This window comes from Serinibacter salmoneus (genome assembly GCF_002563925.1).
GTDB lineage: Bacteria > Actinomycetota > Actinomycetes > Actinomycetales > Beutenbergiaceae > Serinibacter > Serinibacter salmoneus.
The window spans coordinates 1,129,024-1,149,696 of record NZ_PDJD01000001.1; the positions used below are offsets into that span (position 1 = coordinate 1,129,024).

Here is a 20,673-nt window from a genome sequence, read left to right on the forward strand (position 1 = left end):
GCGGTTCCCGAACCACCACACCCACCACCCGGAGCCTCCGGGTAGGGTCTGGTACAAGTTCACACGAGTTACGGCGGCCATAGCGAGGCGGGAAACGCCCGGCATCCATTCCGAACCCGGAAGCTAAGCCCCTCAGCGCCGATGGTACTGCCCTGGAGACGGGGTGGGAGAGTAGGACACCGCCGAACACCCATTAAGCCGAGAGCCCCCAACCCACCCGGGTCTGGGGGCTCTCGCACACCCACACCCACCCACGGCGAGACACCTCCTCTGCTGCCAGCGCGTCGCACCGGCCGGCCTCGTGAGGGGGTGTCTTGGAGTCTGTTGCGGTGGGGTTTCCATGAGTTGTGGCCCGACGCACGTCGCTCCACGCGGCCTGAGGTGCGCGTGGAGAGTATCGTGGGGTGGCCCATGTTCTTGGGCGTTGTAGGCCCCTCAAGTCCGGAGTACCCATGTCCACTGATCCTGACCGTCAGCGCGATTCGCGCTCGAGTTCCTCCCAGGGGAGCGGTAGTGGTCGGCGCGACTGGCGGGACTCTCGTTCTACCGGTTCCCGGAGCGACGGTCGACCGAGTAGCACTGGTCGTGCCAGTGACCGCCGCGAGGGTGGCTACCGCGGCAACAGTGACCGCCGTGAGGGCGGTCAGCGGCGCGAGTGGAGCGGGTCCCGTGAGGGCGGCCCCCGCCGCGAGGGTGAGCGCCGCGAGGGTGGCTACCGGGGCAACAGTGACCGTGGTGAGCGCCGTGAGGGTGGCTACCGCGGCAGCAGCGACCGCCGTGAGGGCGGTCAGCGTCGCGAGTGGAGCGGGTCCCGTGAGGGCGGCCCCCGCCGCGAGGGTGAGCGCCGCGAGGGTGGCTACCGCGGCAGCAGCGACCGCCGTGAGGGCGGTCAGCGTCGCGAGTGGAGCGGGTCCCGTGAGGGCGGCCCCCGCCGCGAGGGTGAGCGCCGCGAGGGTGGCTACCGCGGCAGCAGCGACCGCCGTGAGGGCGGTCAGCGTCGCGAGTGGAGCGGGTCCCGTGAGGGCGGCCCCCGCCGCGAGGGTGAGCGCCGCGAGGGTGGCTACCGCGGCAGCAGCGACCGCCGTGAGGGCGGTCAGCGTCGCGAGTGGAGCGGGTCCCGTGAGGGCGGCCCCCGCCGCGAGGGTGAGCGCCGCGAGGGTGGCTACCGCGGCAGCAGCGACCGCCGTGAGGGCGGTCAGCGTCGCGAGTGGAGCGGGTCCCGTGAGGGCGGCCCCCGCCGCGAGGGTGAGCGCCGCGAGGGTGGCTACCGCGGCAGCAGCGACCGCCGTGAGGGCGGTCAGCGTCGCGAGTGGAGCGGTCCCCGTGAGGGCGGCCCCCGCCGCGAGGGTGAGCGCCGCGAGGGTGGCTACCGCGGCAGCAGCGACCGCCGTGAGGGCGGTCAGCGTCGCGAGTGGAGCGGTCCCCGTGAGGGCGGTCAGCGTCGCGAGTGGAGCGGTCCCCGTGAGGGCGGCCCCCGCCGCGAGGGTGAGCGCCGCGAGGGCGGTTACCGGGGCAACAGTGACCGCCGTGAGGGTGGTTACCGGGGCAACAGTGACCGCCGTGAGGGTGGTTACCGGGGCAACAGTGACCGCCGCGAGGGTGGCTACCGCGGCAACAGCGAGCGTGGCGGAAGTGGCCGGTACGGCGATTCCCGCGGTGGCGGCTACCGGGGTTCCGGTCCTCGTCGGGACGACCGGCGGGACGACCGTCGCGGTCCGTCCCTGCGCCCGGGCCAGGAGAGGCGTGCCGAGCGCGTGCCCGAGCCGGACCTCCCCGAGGACATCGAGTTCAGCATGCTCGATCGCGAGACGCGCCGTTCTCTGCGCGGTCTGACCAAGGACAACGCCGAGCGCGTCGGCCTGCACCTGGTGATGGCCGGCCGTCTCATGGACAGCGATCCCGAGGCCGCATACGAACACGCCCAGGCGGCCGGCCGTCGTGGCGCACGCATCGACGTGGTGCGCGAGGCGGTCGCACTCACGGCCTACGCCACAGGTCGCTACGCCGAGGCGCTTCGGGAGCTGCGGACCGTCCGCCGCCTCAGCGGTCAGGACGAGCACCGGGCGATCGAGGCCGACGCCGAACGCGGCCTCGGGCGCCCGGAGCGTGCGCTCGAACTGGTCAAGGAGGCGCCCGACTCACTGACGACGGCGGAGCGCATCGAACTCGCCATCGTCGAGGCCGGCGCACGCGTGGACCTCGGCGAGCCCGAGATGGCGTTGATTCGCCTGGACGAGCTCTCGGTGCCCAAGCGCCACGCCGAGCTGGCGGCACGCGTCGACCTCGCACGGGTGCCCGCACTGCGGGCGCTCGGTCGCGACGACGAGGCCGACGCGATCGAGTCGAACTCCTCGCTCGTATCGAACGACGAGGAGGACGACATCCAGGTGTTCGACCTCGCCGAGTCCGATGAGGACGACGTCGAGGCCGACGCGCAGCCGGAGGTTGCGGCTGAGCCGGAGCCGGATGTTGAGCCGGAGCCGGAGCCGGAGCCGGAGCCGGATGTCGAGCCGGAGCCGGAGCCGGAGCCCGAGCCGAAGTCCGAGCCCGAGCCGAAGTCCGAGCCGGAGCCGAAGTCCAAGCCGACGACGAAGCCTGCCGTAGGCTTCAATGCGGACCTCCCGGACGCCGATGAGGACGGAGCACTGTTCTGACATGCCCACGTTGATCGAGAGCGCAGCCCCTTCCACCGTGCACGATGCCGTGCTGCTCGATCTCGACGGGGTCGTCTACCGCGGCGCACAGCCCGTCGAGCATGCGGCGGAGGCCATCGGTGCCCTGAGCGATTCCGGGGCCACCCCGGTGTACGTCACCAACAACGCCAACCGCCCCCCGAGCGTGGTGGCCGATCAGCTCGACTCGCTCGGCATCCCGACCGATCCGGCTCACGTCATGACGGCGTCCCTGGCGGGTGCCGCAATGCTCGCCACCATGATCGAACCCGGCTCGCGTGTGCTCGCCGTCGGTGGCGCCGGCCTCATCGAGGCGCTCGAGGGCCACGGCTTTCAGGTAGTGGACTCCGCAACCGATGAACCTGTGGCGGTGATCCAGGGTTTCGCCCCGACCATCGGGTGGCCGCAACTCACGGAGGCGGCCTACGCCATCAACGCCGGCGCAACCTACGTGGCCACCAACCTTGATGCCACCCTTCCGACCGAGCGCGGTATGGCGGTCGGGAACGGTTCGCTCATCGCGGCGGTGCGCAACGCCACAGGGGTCGACCCGGTCTCCTCCGGGAAGCCGCAGCCGGGTATCTTCCACCAGGCCGCGGCGCTGGTGGGTTCCCAACGCCCGATCGCCGTGGGTGATCGACTCGACACCGATCTCGCCGGCGCCGTGGCGGCAGGCTACGTCGGCATGCACGTCCTGACGGGTGTGAGCCGGGTGCCGCACCTCCTGCGCGCAGCGCCGGCCGAGCGGCCGAACCTGCTGGCCCTCGACCTGCGCGGTCTGCATCAGGAGCACCCCGCGGTCTCCGAGTCCGGCGGCCGCTGGCGCTGCCGGTCGGCGATCGTGGAGCGGGGGTCCGACGAGCTCATCCTGCGTCGCGGTGAGCAGACCATGGCCGCGCACTCGGTGGACCACCTCACGATGGATGAGTTGCGCGCCCTGTGCGAAGCAGCCTGGACCCTCAGCGACGACGGTGAGAGTGCCGGCGACCTACCGACCGCCGACCTGCCGGTGCACGCGTGAGCGAGCCCACCGAGGCCACGCAGGACCTGGCGCTGCCGACGCCGGAGGAGTTCGACGCACTCCCGCTGCATCACCAGGCCGACCTCCTGGAACGGGTGCAGCAGCGACTCGCGGAACGTCTCGACGCCTCGGCGTCCTGATGGCACGTCTGGACGCCGCGCTCGTCCAGCGCGGCCTCGCCACCTCACGCACCCGTGCGCAGCGTCTCATCGCGCAGAGCCGGGTGCTGGTCAACGACGCCGTCGTCACCCGGGCCGCCACCCCTGTCCAGGACGGCGACGCCGTGACGGTCGCCGGTGAGGAGGACTACGTCTCCCGGTCCGCGCACAAACTGCTCGGCGCGCTGGACACCTTCGGCGCACTGCCGGATGCGCCACGCGTGGCCGGGGTGCGCGCCCTCGACGCCGGCGCATCCACCGGGGGATTCACCCAGGTGTTGCTGGAGCGTGGCGCCGAGCAGGTCGTGGCCGTCGATGTCGGCACCGACCAACTCCACCCGGCACTGCGGGCCGACCCACGCGTGGCTGTCATGGAGCACACCAACGTGCGCACTCTGACCCCCGGCGACATCGGCGGCCAGGTGGAGCTCCTCGTGGCCGACCTCTCCTTCATCTCCCTGCGCCTGGTGCTGGATGCCTTCGCCGCGTGCCTGCGCCCGGGGGGCCACGCCGTCGTCCTCGTCAAACCACAGTTCGAGGTCGGTCGTGAGCGGCTCGGTGCCGGGGGCATCGTCACGGACGCCGGGGCCCGCACCGACGCGGTGATAGGGGTGTTGCGTGCCGCCCACACCGGCGGGTGGCGGGTGCGTGCCGTCGCTCCCTCGATCCTGCCCGGCACCCACGGCAACCGGGAGTATCTGGCATGGTGGCAGGCACCGGCAGCGCAGGATGCGACGCTCGAGCCCGAGGATCGGGTCGAGGAGATGCTGCGTGACCTGGCCCGGCGCGGCACGAACGGCGAGCTGGCCGTCGCAGAATGGGAGACGTGGTGAATCGTTGCGTTCTGGTGGTCTCGCACACCCATGAGCGAGCCCTGCGCGCCCGCGCACAGGTGAACCACCTCCTGGCCGCCCGCGGATTCCGCACCGTCAGTGAGTCAGACCTGCCGCACACGAGCGACGGCGCCGCCGCCCTGCCCCCGGGTGTCGAACTGGTCATCGTGCTCGGCGGCGACGGCACGATCCTGCGTGCCGCCGAGACGGTACGTGGCACCGACGTGCCCATCATCGGGATCAACCTCGGTCACATCGGCTTCCTCGCGGAACTCGACGACACGGACCTGGAGCAGGTGGTCGAGCAGATCGCCGCCCGCGACTACACCGTGGAACGCCGCATGACCGTGGACGTGGAGGTCGTCGGACCCGACGGCGCCACCCGCACCGCGTGGGCTGTGAACGAGGCGGCCATCGAGAAGGCAGCCCGGGAGCGGATGATCGAGATGACGGTCGGGGTCGACGGGCGCGCCCTGGAGAGTTTCGGGGCCGACGGCGTGGTGCTGGCCACCCCGACCGGATCCACCGCGTATGCGTTCTCCGCCGGAGGACCGGTGGTGTGGCCCGATGTCGAGGCGATGCTCCTGGTCCCGCTCAGCGCCCACGCCCTGTTCGCCCGGCCCCTGGTGGTGGGGCCCGACAGCGTGCTGGAGGTGGAACTCCTCGCGCGCAACGGCACCGCCGCGGTGATGTGGTGCGATGGCCGCCGCAGCCTCGACCTCGCCCCTGGCAGCCGCGTCACGGTGCGCCGGGGATCGCACGCCGTCCCGATCGCACGCCTGCGCCCCGGGCCCTTCTCCTCCCGACTGGTGGCCAAGTTCGACCTGCCGGTGCACGGCTGGCGGGGGGGTCGCGAACGGTGATCGAGGAGATCGAGGTCGCCGACCTCGGTGTGATCGCGAAGGCCAATCTCGCGCTGCACCCCGGGCTCACCGTGATCACCGGGGAGACCGGCGCCGGCAAGACCATGCTGCTGACCGCACTGAACCTCCTGCTGGGCGGCAAGGCGGACCTCGCGCTGATCCGCGCGGGTGCCGACCGCTCCAGCGTGGAGGGCACCTTCCGCGCCGTCCCCGCCGCCGTCGCCGAGCGCGCACGCGAGGCTGGTGCTGAACTCGACGAGGACACCCTCATCGTGGCGCGCACCCTGACCAACGGTGGGCGCTCCCGTGCCCACCTGGGCGGGCGCAGCGTGCCCGCCGGGGTGCTGGCCGAGATCGGCCAGGACCTGATCACCGTGCACGGGCAGGCCGACCAGATGCGGCTGCGCTCCGCAGCCCGGCAGCGCGACCTGGTGGATGCCTTCGCCCCCGCCGGCCACGCCGACCTCCTGGCCCGGGTCGCCGAGACCGCCCACGAGGCGCGTCGCACCCGGGAGTCGCTCGACGCGCTCGAGGCGGGCGCCCGCACCCGCAGGATCGAACTGGAGTCGCTGCGCACCGCGCTCGCGGAGATCGACGACGTGGACCCGCAACCCGCCGAGGACGACCGACTGCGGGAGGAGGCAGACCGGCTGGACAACATCGAGGACCTGCGCCAGGCCGTCTTCAGCGCCCGCAGCAACCTGCAGGGCCAGGATGCCGAGGCGCCCGGCGCCGCGGGGAACCTGCAGGAGGCGGCGCGCTGGTTGACGCGGGTCTCCTCGCACGACTCCGCGCTCGCCTCGCTCGCCGAACGTGCCACGCAGGCGGCACGCGTCGCTGCCGATCTGGACGCCGAGCTTGCCGTCATCGCCACGGAACTGGATGCCGATCCCGACCGGCTCGACGCCATCCACGCCCGACGGGCGGTGCTGAACACCCTGGCACGTTCCTACGGCATGCCCTTCGGGGAGCGCAGGCCCGAGGACCCGCCGGCCGGGAGCGTGGATGCCGTGCTGGCGTGGGCGGGCGCCGCACGCGAGCGACTCGCGGAGCTCACCGGCCCCGGGGCGGATCCGCGGGCGTTGGCCGAGCGACTGGAGGAACTCACCCAGGAACTGACGAGGCTGTGTGCCGAGGTCACCGCGAACCGGCGCACGGCGGGGGCACACCTCGCGCAGGCGGTCACCTCCGAGCTGCGGGAACTCGCGATGCCCGCGGCGGCCGTGGAGGTGTCCATCGAACCCACACAGCCAGGCGCCACGGGCGCCGACGACGTGGCCATCCTCCTTGCCCCGCACCCCGGGGCCTCGGCCCGCCCCCTGGGCCAGGGCGCCTCCGGCGGTGAACTCTCCCGCGTCATGCTCGCGCTCGAGGTCGCCCTCGCCCAGCAGCGGGGCGCAGCCGGGCCGGGCACCTTCGTCTTCGACGAGGTCGATGCCGGGATCGGCGGGCGCACGGCCGGCTCGATCGGACTGCGCCTGGCCACCTTGGCGCGACGCAGCCAGGTGGTGGTCGTCACCCACCTCGCGCAGGTCGCCGTGTACGGGGACCGGCATCTCGTGGTGCACAAGCGGCAGTCCACCACCGACACGGTCACCGAGGTCAGCCAGGTGACGGGAGCCGAGCGCGTGGCCGAGATCGCCCGGATGCTCTCCGGCGAGTCCACCGCGACCGCCCTGGAACACGCGGCCACCCTGCTGCATGGCGCGCGTGGGACGATAGACGCACAATGACACCTCGCCTGCCTTTCCGGAGCAAGCAGCCGGAGCACACCGACGACGCGGCGCTGCGCGGCCCAGCCCGCGTGGACCCTCGCACCAAGACGCTGACCAAGCGGTTGCGCGAGGGCGACATCGCGATCATCAACCACGTCGACATCGACCGCGTCTCCGCGGAGGCCCTGGTGGCGTGCAAGCCCGCTGCGGTCATCAATGCGGCCGCCTCCACCTCCGGTCGCTATCCCAACATCGGACCGCAGATCCTGCTGGACGCCGGTATCCCCCTGATCGACCACGTCGGTGAGGAGGTCATGGCGATCAAGGAGGGCTCCGCCGTCGCGGTGGCCGGAGCCACCGTCTCCGCGCGCGGGGAGACGTTCACGGGTGCCCTGCAGAACCAGGAGACGATCACGGCCGCCACCGAGGAGGCACGTGCGGGGCTGTCGGAGCAGATCGAGGCGTTCGCCGCGAACACCCTGGACTACATGGTGCGCGAACGCGACCTGCTCCTGGACGGTATCGGCTCACCCGAGATCAGCACCGAGATCGACGGGCGAAGCGTTCTCATCGTGGTGCGCGGCTACCACTACAAGGAGGACCTCGCGATGCTGCGGTCCTTCATCCGGGAGAGCAAGCCCGTGCTCATCGGCGTGGACGGCGGGGCCGATGCCATCATCGAGGCCGGTTGGACCCCGGACCTCATCGTGGGGGACATGGACTCCGTCTCCGACGACGCGCTAACCTGTGGCGCCGAGATCGTGGTGCACGCCTACCGCGACGGCCGCGCGCCCGGGCAGGCTCGGGTGGAGCGACTCGGCGCGAAGCACGTGGTGTTCCCCGCCACCGGTACCAGCGAGGACGTGGCGATGCTGCTCGCCGATGACCTCGGCGCCGACCTCATCGTCGCGGTGGGAACGCACGCCACGCTCGTGGAGTTCCTCGACAAGGGACGCTCCGGCATGGCCTCTACCTTCCTCACCCGCCTGCGCGTAGGCGGCAAGCTCGTGGATGCCAAGGGCGTCTCCCGCCTGTACCGCTCCACCGTGTCCACCGGGCAGCTCATGCTGTTGGTGGCCGCGGGCCTGCTCGCCCTGCTCGTGGCGTTGTGGGCGACCCCGGTGGGGCAGACCTTCGTCGAACTCGCCCTGGCGAGGTGGGACGATGTCGCGTCCAGTATCAGCCAGCTCTTCTCGGGGGATTGAGTCGTGATCGACTTCCGCTACCACGTCGTCTCACTCATCTCGGTGTTGCTCGCCCTCGCCGTCGGCATCGTGCTCGGCGCCGGACCGCTGCAGGGAGCCATCGCCGACACCCTGACCGTGCAGGTGGAGACCCTGCGCGAGGAACGCTCCCAACTGCGCGCCGAGGTCGAGGAGGCCGGGGTGCAGCTCGACCGCAACGCCACCTACATCGAGGCGACCGCACCCGCCCTCCTCTCCGACGTCATGCCGCAGTGGCGGGTGGCCGTGGTGACCCTCCCGGGTGTGGCGGAGGACGATCTGGAGGGCGTCACCGAGCGCATCGACGAGGCCGGTGGCCGGGTGACCGCCACAGTGGCGCTCACCGACATGTGGGCGGACGCCGGTCAGGGCGCCTTCCGTGCGCAGCTCGCCTCACGCGTCGGGGACGACCTCACGCAGCAGCCGCAGGAGGCGGGTGACCAAGTGGTCCTCGGATACGCCCTCGCTCAGGCGCTGACGGAGGATGCCGCACTCGCGGGCGCCGAGGAGGCGACCGCCATCCGCACCGCGTTCACCGAGGGTGAGGAGCCGCTCGTCGCGAACTGGGCCTCCGAGGAAGTAGCCGACATGGTGGTGGTGGTGACGCCGTTGACCACCCTGGCCGAGGACGCTGACGACGAGCAGATCGCCCAGACGACGGCGCGCAACGAGTCCTGGCGTGTGGTCACCGCAGCCGTGGCGGACCGGGCGACCACCGTGGCGACGGGGTATGCCCGCAGCGACGCCGACGTCCTGGTCGCGATCCGCGTCGCTGAGACCGTGACCACGGTGGACGGGCTCTCCTCCGCGGTCGGGCGGATCAGCGTGCCGCTCGCCCTCGCCGCGACGCAGTCTGGCCTGGACCCCCAGGCCTACGGCTACGGCATCGGCGCCACCCAGGACGTGCCCACCGTGGTGCGCCTGGACCCACCGGCCACCGTGGTGCTGCCCGACCCGGCCGACGTCGACGGCGGTGAACCCGAGGACTCCGCCACGGACGTGACCGACGAGCCGACCGATGAGGAGTCCCCGTGAGCAGCCTGTTCCCCGCCCTCGTCGGGGCGAGTTGGACGACGGCGGCGCTCGCCCAGGTGCGCAGCGCGCCGCGCCCACAGCTCGAACGCACCAACTACGCAGGCCGCACCGTCAGCCTCGGCGGGGGGATCGCCGCCGCCACCGGGGTCCTGGCGAGCACCCTGGCGGCCACGCAGGACTCCCGCGTGCGCGCGGCGGCGGGCCTCGCCGTCGCCACCGCGGGCGGACTCGGGGCACTGGACGACCTCACCGAACAACCGCAGGACTCCGGCACCAAGGGCCTGAAGGGCCACCTTCGAGCACTCGCCCAGGGCCGGGTGACCACCGGCGCCGCCAAGCTCCTCGGCATCACCGCAGCCTCCGCCGTCGCCGGGTGCCTGATCGCCTCCGCCCGGGGCGGCAGCGCGCGCGGGCGGGTGCTGGACGCGGTGACCTCGGCAGGTCTGATCGCGGGAACCGCGAATCTCGTCAACCTGCTGGACCTGCGCCCCGGACGAGCCCTGAAGGTCACCGCGGCGGCAGCCGCGCCACTCGCGATGGCCGCGGGTGCGGCCGGTGGTACGGCTGCGGGCGTGCTCGGCACCAGCCTTGCCGCCGCGCCCTCGGACCTCGCCGAGACCACGATGCTGGGGGATACCGGCGCCAACGCCCTCGGGGCGGCACTCGGGGTCGCGCTCGCCACGCACCGCAGCCGGGAACTGCGACTCGGCGTGCTCGCGCTCACCGTGGCAGCCACCCTGGCCAGCGAGCGGATCAGTTTCTCCCGGGTGATCGCCGAGAACACGGTGTTGCACCGGATCGACCGCTTCGGCGTCCGTGCCCCCTGAGGGCGGCGCGGCCACTGGGGGCGGCGGACGACTGCGCGCGCTGACCTCCTCGGTGGCGGGGGCCGCGCTGGTGATCACGGCGATCACCCTGGTGGCCCGGATCGTCGGCTTCCTGCGCTGGTTCGCGCTGAATGCCTGGGTGGGCCCGAATGAGATCGGCACCGCCTACGGCACCGCGAACACGATCCCCAACGTGCTGTTCGAGGTGGCCGCCGGCGGAGCCCTGGCCGGTGCCGTGGTCCCCGTGGTGGCGGCGGCGCTCGCCCACGGCACCCGGTTGGACTCCTCCCGCGCGGCGTCCGCGCTGCTGAGCTGGACGCTGCTGGTCCTCGTGCCGCTCGGTGCACTGACCGCGCTGGCGGCCCCGGTCTTCATCGGTTTCCTGCTCGCCGGCCAGGAGGTCGCCGCTGATCAGCGCGAGCTCGCCGTCGCGCTGCTGCGCATGTTCGCCGTGCAGATCCCGCTGTACGGCGTGGCGGTGGTGCTCTCCGGGGTACTGCAGGCCCACCGCCGCTTCGTGGCGCCGGCGCTGGCACCACTGCTCAGCTCACTCGTGGTGATGACGAGCTACTACCTCTTCGGCACCCTGACCGCCGACGGCGTGGCCCCGGCCGACCTGTCGAGTGCCGCCGTCGCGTGGCTGGGGTGGGGCACCACGGCCGGTGTGGTCATGCTCGTGCTCCCGCTGGTCCCGCCGCTGTGGCGCGAGGGGATCCGCCTGCGCCCCGGTCTCACCTTCCCCGACGGTCAGGGTCGGCGGGCCCGCTCCCTGGCGCTGGCCGGAGCCGGCGGACTGCTCGCCCAGCAGGTCAGCGTGGTCGTGGCCATCCGGGTCGCGAACACCGCCGGTTCCCCCGATGGCACCCTGACCGTCTACCAGAGTGCCCAGGCGGTGCTGCTGCTGCCGTACGCGGTGCTCGCGATCCCGGTCGCAACCGCGATGTTCCCGCGACTGTCCCACCTGGCGGCCATCCGGGAGCACGGCGCGATGGCCAGGGAGAGCGCCCTGTCCACGCGCGCCATCCTCGCGATCGCGATCGCCGGGGCGGCGGCGCTCGCCGCCGCCGCCGTGCCGGTGGAGGCCCTGTTCGGGTCGGTCGCCCGCTCCGGCAGCGTCGACGGCCTGGCCGAGGCGGTCGTCGCGGGCTCGCTGAGCGTGGTCGGTCTGGCGTTGATGTACCACCTCAGTCGGGTGCTCCTGGCCGACTCCCACAGCCGTGACGCGCTGGTCGCGACCAGCGTCGGATGGCTCACGGTGGCGGCCGTCGCCGCCGGTGGGGCGCTGGCGATCGAGCCCGGCGACGGCGTGGCGACCCTGACGCTGCTCGGGCTCGCCGCCTCGGTGGGCACCCTGGTCGGGGGCGTGGTGGCCCTGGTCGCGGTGCGACGCCGACTCGGCGGTGCCGCCCTCGCGGGACTCGGGCGCACCGCGGGCAGTGGGCTGCTGGCCCTCACGTTCGGTGTCCTGGCCGGGGGAGCCCTCAGCCGGTGGCTGCTCGACCCGGCCTCGGCTGCTGGTGCGCCCGAACCTCTCACGCCCGGGGTCTGGGCGGGGATCGTCGGGACGCTCGCCGGTCTCCTGGCGATGCTGCTGGTGGTGGCCACGCTCGCCCTGCTGGACCGTGCGGCGCTGCGTCGATTGATCGCGGCGCGGCGCTCGGGTTCGGCGGCTGCTCCTGCGGCGCCGGAGGCGCTGGTCGAGAATGATCCCAGCGGCGCGAGTGGCGTCGACACCAGTGAGGGACGGGAGCGGGAGTGACACGCATTCTGCAGGTGCTGGGGCACGCCAGCGGCGGTATCGCGGTGCACGCCGCCGATCTGGCCCGCGGGCTGCGGGAGGCCGGCGAGAACGTGCTCGTCGTCGCGCCCCCGGACACGCTCGAGCGATTCTCCTTCGGGTCGAGTCGAGCGATGCCCTGGCCCTCACCCCGCAGGCCGCTCGCCTCGTGGCGCGGCCTGCGGGCGCTTCGCACCCTGGTGCGTGGCAGCGACGTGGTGCATGCGCACGGTCACCAGGCCGGGGCGCTGGCGTGCCTGGCGGCGCTCGGCACGGGAGTCCCGGTGATCGTCTCCTGGCACAACACCGTCCTGGCGCAGCGGGGGATCGGCGCGCTCGCGGAACGGTTCCAGGCGCGGCGTGCCGCGCTCGTCACGGGTGCCTCCGGTGACCTGGTGGAGCGTGCCCGCGAGGTGGGTGCCCGCAGCGCGCAGCTCGCGCCGGTCGCGGCGCCGGCCGCCGGATCGTGGCGGGGCGGCGCCGAGGCGGCGCGTTCGGGCCTGCTGGGGCAGGGGCCTGATACACAGCCGCGGGAGGTGTGGATCCTCACCGTCTCGCGGTTCGCGCCGCAGAAGGACCTCCCGACCCTCGTGGCGGCCGCCAGGCTGCTGGCCGCCCGCGAGGACCTCCCGCCGTGGCGGTGGATCCTGGTGGGCGACGGCGACGACGACATCGCGGCACAGGTGCGCACCGCGGCCCGTGACCTCCCCCTGGAGATGGTCGGAGCGCGCGAGGACGTGCCGCGCTGGATGGCGGCGAGCGATCTGCTCGTGGTGACCAGTCGCTGGGAGGCGCGCGCCCTGGTGGTCCAGGAGGCGCTGGGTGCGGGCCTACCGGTGGTGGCCACCGACGTGGGAGGCCTGCCGGAACTGGTCACCGGCAACGGCCTGCTCGTGCCGGTGGGTGACCCCCGGGCGACGGCTGCTGCGGTGGCCCACCTGGTGGCGGATGGCGCTCACCGTGCCGCGCTGAGCGCACGGGCGAGGCAGCGATTCGCCGAACTGCCGGGACCGGCGCAGGTGAGTGCGGCGTGGCGGGAGCGCTACGCGGGTGTGCTCGCATCCTGAGGTGTACGATCGAATCCCGTGGTGGATGAATCCCGGCGGATGCCGTTGACAGGCCAGGGCTCGCAGAGCCACGTCACCAAGCACGTGTTCGTGACGGGTGGTGTGGTGTCCTCGCTGGGCAAGGGCCTCACGGCCTCCAGTCTCGGGCAGTTGCTCCGCTCGCGCGGTCTGCGGGTGACGATGCAGAAGCTCGACCCGTACCTCAACGTGGATCCGGGCACGATGAACCCGTTCCAGCACGGCGAGGTGTTCGTCACCGAGGACGGCGCCGAGACGGACCTGGACATCGGTCACTACGAGCGCTTCCTGGACGTCGAGCTCGACCAGGGCTCCAACGTCACCACGGGGCAGATCTACTCCACCGTGATCGCCAAGGAGCGGCGCGGGGAGTACCTCGGCGACACCGTCCAGGTCATCCCGCACATCACCGACGCCATCAAGGAGCGGATGCGCGCCCGCGCCCACGAGGAGGGCGCGCCGGACGTCATCATCACCGAGATCGGGGGAACGGTCGGTGACATCGAGTCCCAGCCGTTCCTGGAGGCCGCACGCCAGGTGCGCCAGGACGTCGGTCGCGCGAACGTCTTCTTCCTGCACGTCTCCCTGGTGCCCTACATCGGCCCCTCCAAGGAACTCAAGACCAAGCCCACCCAGCACTCCGTGGCGGCGCTGCGCAGCATCGGCATCCAGCCGGACGCGATCGTGTGCCGCAGCGACCGTCCGCTGCCTGAGGGAGTCAAGCGCAAGATCGCCGCGATGTGCGATGTGGACGACGAAGCGGTCTCCAACGCCGTGGACGCCCCGAGCATCTACGACATCCCCAAGGTGGTGCACTCCGAGGGCCTGGACGCCTACGTGGTGCGGCGCCTGGACCTGCCGTTCCGGGACGTGGACTGGAGCACCTGGGGCAAGGTGCTCGACGCCGTGCACCACCCCGCCCACGAGGTCGAGGTGGCCCTGGTCGGCAAGTACATCGACCTGCCCGACGCCTACCTCTCGGTGACCGAGGCGCTGCGCGCCGGCGGGTTCGCCCAGGATTCGCGCGTCGTGATCCGCTGGGTGGCCTCCGACGACTGCGCAACCCCGGAGGGCGCCCGGCGCGCGCTGGAGGGCGTGGACGCGATCCTCGTGCCCGGCGGATTCGGCGTGCGCGGCATCGAGGGCAAACTGGGCGCCCTGACGTGGGCGCGGCGCAACCTTGTGCCGACGCTGGGGATCTGCCTGGGTCTGCAGTGCATGGTGATCGAGTACGCCCGCACCGAACTGGGCCTGACGGGCGCGTCCTCCTCGGAGTTCGATCCGGCCACCCCGGACCCGGTGGTGGCCACCATGGCCGAGCAGCTCGCGATCGTGGGCGGCGAGGGCGACCTGGGCGGCACGATGCGCCTGGGCTCCTACGAGGCCACGCTCGGCGCCGAGAGCCTCGCCGCCTCGGTGTACGGCACCCGGGAGGTGACCGAACGTCACCGGCACCGCTACGAGGTGAACAACGCCTACCGCGAGCGGCTGGAGGCGGCCGGACTGCGGATCAGCGGCACCTCGCCGGACGGCTCCCTCGTGGAGTTCGTGGAGCTCGACCCCGAGGTCCACCCCTACTACATCGCCACCCAGGCCCACCCGGAGTTCAAGTCCCGACCCACCCGGGCGCACCCGCTGTTCTCCGGCCTGGTCGAGGCCGCATTGCGCCGGCAGCGGGAGACCCGCCTGCTCGAGGTGGACCCCACCCGATGACGCCGGACGGCGCCGACCTGGGCGATCAGCGGCGGGAACGGCCGGTCGTGGCCGAGCGCACGGTGCACACCGGCCGGGTGTTCGACCTGGTCTCGCGCACGGTGGACCTGGGGGAGGCCGGCACCGTCACACGCGAGTACCTGCGGCACCCGGGAGCCGTGGCCGTGGTCGCGCTCGACGAGGCCGAGCGGGTGCTCATGATCCGGCAGTACCGTGTGCCGGTGGCGGCCTATCTGTGGGAGATCCCTGCCGGGCTGCTCGACGGCGGTGCGCAGGAGACCCTGCTGGGCGCCGCCCAGCGGGAGCTCGCCGAGGAGGCCGACATCGCCGCGGCGCGATGGGACGTGCTCGTGGACTACGCCACGACCCCCGGCGGGTCGGATGAGGTGCTGCGGATCTTCCTCGCGCGCGACCTGAGGCCGGTCACCGACTCCGACTTCGTGCGTGAGGGCGAGGAAGCCGAGATCGAGGTCCGGTGGGTACCGCTGGCCGAGGCCGTGGCGGCGGTGCTCGCCGGCAGGATCCACAACCCCAGCGCGGTGGCCGGGCTGCTGGCCGCCGAACGGGTGCTGCGCACCGGATCCGTACCGCGCCCCGTGGCGGCCGACTGGGCGCTCCGGGACTCCCCGCGCCCGGCGTGATCCCCGCCTAGCGGACCTGCTCGCGGGTGCGTAGCGAGAGCACGGCGGCCGTCACGGCCGCGATCAGCAGTCCCGACCCCAGCAGGTGCAGGGACACCAGCGGGATCGGCAAGCCCGTGAAGTACTGCACGTACCCGATTCCGCCCTGAGCGAGGGTCACGACGACCAGGACGATCCACGCCCGGCGTGCGCGCAGCGCCGCGGGCACCGCCGCGGCGGCTGCGCCTGCGGCGGAGCGGCGGCTCATCACGGGCACCAGGCTGACGCCCACCACGGCGAGGAACGCCCAGACGGACACCGCATGGAACCGGGCGATGAGGGCCGGGTCCAGGGCGAAGCGGTAGCCGACCTCGGAGTCACCGGAGTGCGGACCGGACCCCGTGGTGAGCACGCCGAGCACCACCACGATCGCGGTGAGGACGCCCAGCGCCCACGGCAGCGCGCCCATCCAGGTGCGCCAGCGCTCCGGGACGGTCAGGGTCGCGCGAGCCGGTGCGTCCCCCTCCCGCAGGCGCCACAGCACCACGGTGGACAGCCACACCAGAGCGGCGGAGAGGAAGAAGTGGGAGCCGACCACGGCGGGGTGTAGGTCCACCAGCACGGTGATGCCCCCGAGGACCGCCTGCACCACGACGCCCAGGATCGGCGCGAGGGCCAGGACCTTGAGCGAACGGGGGCGGGTGCGGGTGCTGGCCGAGCGCCACACGCTCAGCGCGAGGCCGGCCGCGACCACGACCAGCACGAAGGTCAGCAGCCGGTTCCCGAACTCGATGTAGGGATGCAGCCCGCTCTCGGCGTGCAGCACCGGGGTGAAGCTCCCCGGTTCGCACTGCGGCCACGTGGAGCAGCCGAGTCCGGAGCCCGTGAGGCGCACCACGCCACCGGTGAAGATGATCCCGATCTGCGCCGCGAGGTTCGCGATCGCGAATCCGAGGACCACACGGGAGGCGGTCGGCGTGCTGGTTGGGGTGGGGGAGGGCGCTACGGCTGACACCCCGCCAGTCTATGAGACGCCCGTGGGCGCCCAGGCAGTGCCTGGACGCCCACGGGGTGGTGCGATCTCGAGTGAGCGAACTCAGCCGAGGTTGTCGTAGCGGTAGAGGAACGCCGCCATCGCGTCACGAGCGATCGGCTCGAGCGGTCGGTACTCGAACCCGCCGTCGACCTCCCACCCGGTGGAGATGCCGGTCGAGCCCAACCAGGCGATCTCCGTGTAGAACTGGTTGCTCGTGGACACGTCCAGGAACTCCGACTCCGCGGGCGGCGTGAAGTCATCCACGTCGTCGTAGCGGTAGAGGAACGCCGCCATCGCGTCACGAGCGATCGGCTGCAGCGGACGGAACTCCACCCCCGCCGCGGTCTCCCAGCCGGTGGAGATGCCCTGCTCGTAGAGCCAGGCGATCTCCGTGTAGAACTGGTTGCTCGTGGACACGTCCACGAACGGGGACGTGGTCGGCGGCGTGTAGGGCTCCTGGCTACCGAACTTCTGGTCGTAGCGGTAGAGGAACGCGGCCATGGCGTCGCGGTTGATCGACGACAGCGGGCGGTACTCCAGGCCCTCGGGCGTCTCCCACCCGGTGGTGATGCCCTGGTCGTACAGCCAGGAGATGTCGTCGAAGAACAGGTTCCCCGGCGCCACGTCGATGAACACCTGGTCGGCCGGCACGTTCGGGACCACGTTCTGGGTCTCGAGCGTGATCGCCTGGTCACCCACGCCGTTGTGCAGCGAGAGCAGCAGCACCTCGGTGCCCGTCGGCTCGACCTCCACGCGGTCGTTGACCTCGGCGTCGGCCCCGGCCATCGCGGCTGCGGTGCGGTGCACCTCGATCCCCGTGCCCGGTGCACCCACGTAGAGCGCGCTGCTGGTGTCACCGAAACGCAGGTTGGTGGCCATGTCGTAGGTCAGCCCGGTGATGGTGTCCACCGGGTCGGTCTCGACGTACCCGGTCACCGAGTACTCGAAGGAGATGTCGCCCGCGGCGATCTCCTCAGCGGAGTACCCGAGCGAGTCCAGCGAGACCGGCAGCACCGCGACCGAGGTGTCGAAGGTATTGGTGTCGATGTTCGGGATGTCGTTCAGGAACTCCAGACCCGTGTTGCCACCGGTGGAGTCCCACACACCGACCACCGGGATGTCGTAGTAGTCGAACCCGTCGGAGTACTTGATGGTCTGGACGTTGTACGTGCCCTCCCCGGTCTCGACGGTGACGTCCAACCAGGCGGATCCGCCCAGAGTGGGCCAGGAGTCGTGCGTGGCGATACCGAAGTACACGTAGTCGTTGGCGACCTCGTAACTCACCGGGGCGGTTCCGACGGCTGCCAGGTCCATGCCCTCGTCCAGCGCGCGGGTGGTCTCCTCGAGCTGGCCGGAGGTGCCCGCGAGCTCGAACGGGGCGACGAGCGAGAGGTAGCCGTCCTGGTTCAGGCCGGTGCCGGTCATCTCGAGCACCGTGGAGGTGGCCAGGGCGCTACCGAACGTCACGTCGTTCGCACCCAGGTCGGCCACGGGCTTGACGGCGCTGGAGACCGGCACGCGCAGGGCGCCGTCGGTCTCGGGGGCGCCGGCGAACTCGAGCCAACCCTGCGGGGTGGCGACCCACTGACGGGACAGACCCAGCTGGGTCATGGAGAGCGTCGGGTCGGCGACCTTGGCCAGCGCGGCCGGGTCGTCGATCGTCAGCGTGACATCCACCGTGGCGGTGCCGCCCGCAGGAACGGTCACGGAACTCGGGGAGACCGTGTACTGCGCACCCGGCATCTCGGACTGCGCCGTGTAGGCGACGTCCAGGGTCACGGCCTCGTCGCCGGAGTTGGCGATCTCGACCGGCTTCGTCTCGGAGAAGGACTCATCGACTGCCACGATCCCGAAGGTCACCGTGACCAGGTCCTCCTCCTCGGCGGAGTAGGCGATGATGTCGTTGGTCACGGCGTCCAGGGCATCGACACGGCCGGAGCCGACTCGCTGCGGGCCGAACGGCGTGCCGTCGAGGGTGACGTCGTGGTTCGCGGTGTTCATCACCGCGGCCTTGACCTGCACCGGCGACCAGTCCGGGTGGGACTGGGCGGTGAGCGCCGCGATCCCCGCCACGTGCGGCGCGGACATCGAGGTACCCGACTTGATCGACGCGGAGTCGATCGAGCCGACGTCCGCCGAGCTGATCGTGGTGCCCGGCGCAGCGACGTCGGGCTTGACGATCCCGTAGGTGCCGTGGACCCCACGTGAGGAGGAGTCGTTCAGGGTGTCGGCCATTGCCGGCGCCTGCGCGATCACCTGCAGCGAGTTGTCGAAGATGATCTCGGTCGGCTCGTTCACGGAGATCACGCCGGTGCTCGGGTCGTAGGTGAGCAGATCGGCGGTCACCGGACCGGTGAACTGGAACGTCGGGATCGAGGCGGCGCCGCTGAGGCCGGCGGAGAAGACCTCGTTCAACCCCGTGAACACGATGCCCTCGGCGCCGGCATCGGCGGCGTAGGTGGTGCGTGCGGTGGAGCCACACGGCAGGGTGTTGTTGTCGTCCCAGGCGACCACGACGGCCTTGCCCGCCACGGCCGCGGCGTCCTCGGCGGTGTAGGGCTCGCATCCGGAGAGGTAGTTCAGGGACCCGCCCGAGAGGGTGACGAGTTCCAGCGGCCCCACGGTGCCGTCGCCGAAGGCGTAGTTGATCGAGTACTGACCGGCCACGACCTCCTCGGTGTCCCCGGTGATCACCGTTGCACCGGCGAACTCGAAGGTGCTGCCGATGGAGTTGGCGACCGTCAGGGCGGAGGAGGCGTTACCCGGGCTGCCGCCCACATCGAAGGTGTCGCCACCGTTACCGGAGGAGATCACCACGACCTTGCCGTCCTCGGTGAGCGCGTCGACGAAGGCGTTCTCCGGGTCGTCGGCGGCGCTGAGGACCGAGCCGACGGACAGGTTCACCACGGTGGTCTGCTCGGCGACCTCGTTGGTCGGGTCGGCCAGCCAGTCCAGGGCGGCGCTGACATAGGCGGTGGAGCCCGCGCAGCCGAACACCTTCAGCGCGACCAGGTCCGCCTCGGGTGCGGAGCCCGGCCCCACCTTCATGGACAGCAGGTCCTCGGAGGTGAGGGTGGCGTAGTCGCCCTCGAACGTGCTCCCGTCGGCGTTCGTGCCGTAGCCGGCGGCGGTGCCGGCCACGTGGGTGCCGTGGCCCCCGCCTCGGGAAATGTCCGCGGGGACGTCGGTGCACATCGCCGGGGACTCGTCCAGCGGGTTCGGGTCCGGCATCGCCTCGGTGCCGGCGCTGGTCCCGGTGTAGGTACGGCCCACGAAGTCCCAGCCGCCGATGACCTTGCCCTGCGGCCAGCCCGGGTCGGTGACGAACTGCGTCTCTGCGGCCGCGTCCAGCGTGGTCGGGTAGGTGATGTCGCTGTGCCCGAAGTCGGTGTGGGTGTAGTCGATACCGGTGTCGATGACGGCGATCGTCTCGCCCTCGCCGGTGACGCCGAGGTCCTCCCAGGCGGCAGTGGCGCCGGTGAAGATGTCCGTGCCGGCGTTCAGCGTCGGCTCCTTGAGCACGATCCGCTTCACGCTGACGACGTCGTCGCGCTCGGCGATCTCCAGCAGGGCGGCGGCGTCGGCCTCGACTGCCACCCCGGCGACGGCGTTGACCGTGGTGTACAGCGTGGTCGCGTCGTCGTCGATGGCGGCGACGACCTCGCTCGCCAGCGCGTCCGTCGCGGCAGCAGCCTGCTGGGCGGACTGCTGCGCGGCCAGACCGGAGCGGCCGAGGGTGACCTCGCGGGTGGTCTCGGAGGTGAGTTCGACGAACGCGGCGACGCGACCCTCGTCAGGGTTCAGGTTGGATGTCGCACCCTCGCTCGAGAGTTCGAGCGATCGATCGGACGGGACGGTCTCGGCGGTGGGAAGGTCCTCCGGGGCGGCGGTGGCACCTGCGGCGGTGGCCGCGACCAGTGCTGCCGCTGCGGCGGTGGCAGCGGAGGTACGCCACCACCGACCTCTCATACTCGAATTAGTCACACGACTCTCCTGCTCGGATTCTGACGCGTGTGCGCCGTGGCCCTGGTTAAGGCCACGAGAGGAGACATTACGTTTGATTAGGTCGGATTGTGAAGCATCCGTGACCAAACT

At 71.8% G+C, this 20,673-nt stretch carries 15 protein-coding genes and 1 rRNA gene; 14 read left to right on the forward strand and 2 right to left on the reverse strand.

Annotated elements, in window-relative coordinates:
* The first annotated feature begins 69 nt into the window (after positions 1-69).
* The 14 genes from rrf to ATL40_RS04980 all read left to right on the forward strand — a co-directional run bounded on the left by rrf (position 70) and on the right by ATL40_RS04980 (position 15,563).
* Positions 70-188, forward strand: a 5S ribosomal RNA gene (rrf, locus tag ATL40_RS04920).
* Between the two features lie 264 nt (positions 189-452).
* Complete coding sequence (locus tag ATL40_RS15175; RefSeq protein ID WP_211283189.1) at positions 453-2,654, forward strand: hypothetical protein; 2,202 nt, start codon at positions 453-455, stop codon at positions 2,652-2,654.
* Between the two features lies 1 nt (position 2,655).
* A complete protein-coding gene (locus ATL40_RS04930) occupies positions 2,656-3,693 on the forward strand; it encodes an HAD-IIA family hydrolase (RefSeq protein ID WP_098468562.1) in 1,038 nt (345 codons plus the stop codon).
* Positions 3,690-3,833, forward strand: a complete 144-nt coding sequence (locus tag ATL40_RS14965; RefSeq protein ID WP_169925876.1) for a hypothetical protein — start codon at positions 3,690-3,692, stop codon at positions 3,831-3,833. The genes ATL40_RS04930 and ATL40_RS14965 overlap by 4 nt, the downstream gene beginning before the upstream one ends.
* A complete protein-coding gene (locus ATL40_RS04935; protein WP_098468563.1) occupies positions 3,833-4,684 on the forward strand; it encodes a TlyA family RNA methyltransferase in 852 nt (283 codons plus the stop codon). Before ATL40_RS14965 ends, ATL40_RS04935 begins: the two co-directional genes overlap by 1 nt.
* On the forward strand, positions 4,681-5,547 hold the full coding sequence (locus ATL40_RS04940; RefSeq protein WP_098470295.1) for an NAD kinase: 867 nt from the start codon (positions 4,681-4,683) through the stop codon (positions 5,545-5,547). Before ATL40_RS04935 ends, ATL40_RS04940 begins: the two co-directional genes overlap by 4 nt.
* A complete protein-coding gene (gene recN / locus ATL40_RS04945) occupies positions 5,544-7,280 on the forward strand; it encodes a DNA repair protein RecN (protein ID WP_098468564.1) in 1,737 nt (578 codons plus the stop codon). The genes ATL40_RS04940 and recN overlap by 4 nt, the downstream gene beginning before the upstream one ends.
* Entirely contained in the window at positions 7,277-8,467 is a 1,191-nt protein-coding gene (gene steA / locus ATL40_RS04950) for a putative cytokinetic ring protein SteA (protein ID WP_098468565.1), read from the forward strand. The genes recN and steA overlap by 4 nt, the downstream gene beginning before the upstream one ends.
* Positions 8,468-8,470: 3 nt before the next feature.
* Positions 8,471-9,520, forward strand: a complete 1,050-nt coding sequence (locus ATL40_RS04955; protein ID WP_098468566.1) for a copper transporter — start codon at positions 8,471-8,473, stop codon at positions 9,518-9,520.
* On the forward strand, positions 9,517-10,347 hold the full coding sequence (locus ATL40_RS04960) for a hypothetical protein (protein WP_098468567.1): 831 nt from the start codon (positions 9,517-9,519) through the stop codon (positions 10,345-10,347). The genes ATL40_RS04955 and ATL40_RS04960 overlap by 4 nt, the downstream gene beginning before the upstream one ends.
* Positions 10,337-12,106 carry a murein biosynthesis integral membrane protein MurJ gene (murJ, locus tag ATL40_RS04965; protein ID WP_098468568.1) on the forward strand — a complete coding sequence of 590 codons (1,770 nt, stop codon included), beginning with the start codon at positions 10,337-10,339 and terminating at the stop codon, positions 12,104-12,106. The genes ATL40_RS04960 and murJ overlap by 11 nt, the downstream gene beginning before the upstream one ends.
* Positions 12,103-13,191, forward strand: a complete 1,089-nt coding sequence (locus tag ATL40_RS04970; protein WP_098468569.1) for a glycosyltransferase family 4 protein — start codon at positions 12,103-12,105, stop codon at positions 13,189-13,191. The genes murJ and ATL40_RS04970 overlap by 4 nt, the downstream gene beginning before the upstream one ends.
* 39 nt (positions 13,192-13,230) lie before the next feature.
* A complete protein-coding gene (locus ATL40_RS04975) occupies positions 13,231-14,922 on the forward strand; it encodes a CTP synthase (RefSeq protein ID WP_098468570.1) in 1,692 nt (563 codons plus the stop codon).
* Complete coding sequence (locus tag ATL40_RS04980; protein WP_098468571.1) at positions 14,919-15,563, forward strand: NUDIX domain-containing protein; 645 nt, start codon at positions 14,919-14,921, stop codon at positions 15,561-15,563. Before ATL40_RS04975 ends, ATL40_RS04980 begins: the two co-directional genes overlap by 4 nt.
* Positions 15,564-15,570: 7 nt before the next feature.
* Here ATL40_RS04980 and ATL40_RS04985 read toward each other — a convergent pair whose 3' ends face one another.
* Both ATL40_RS04985 and ATL40_RS15560 read right to left on the reverse strand, forming a co-directional pair.
* Entirely contained in the window at positions 15,571-16,557 is a 987-nt protein-coding gene (locus tag ATL40_RS04985) for a COX15/CtaA family protein (protein WP_098468572.1), read from the reverse strand.
* An 81-nt stretch (positions 16,558-16,638) separates the two neighbouring features.
* Complete coding sequence (locus ATL40_RS15560; RefSeq protein WP_143556865.1) at positions 16,639-20,562, reverse strand: S8 family peptidase; 3,924 nt, start codon at positions 20,560-20,562, stop codon at positions 16,639-16,641.
* Between the last annotated feature and the right edge of the window lie 111 nt (positions 20,563-20,673).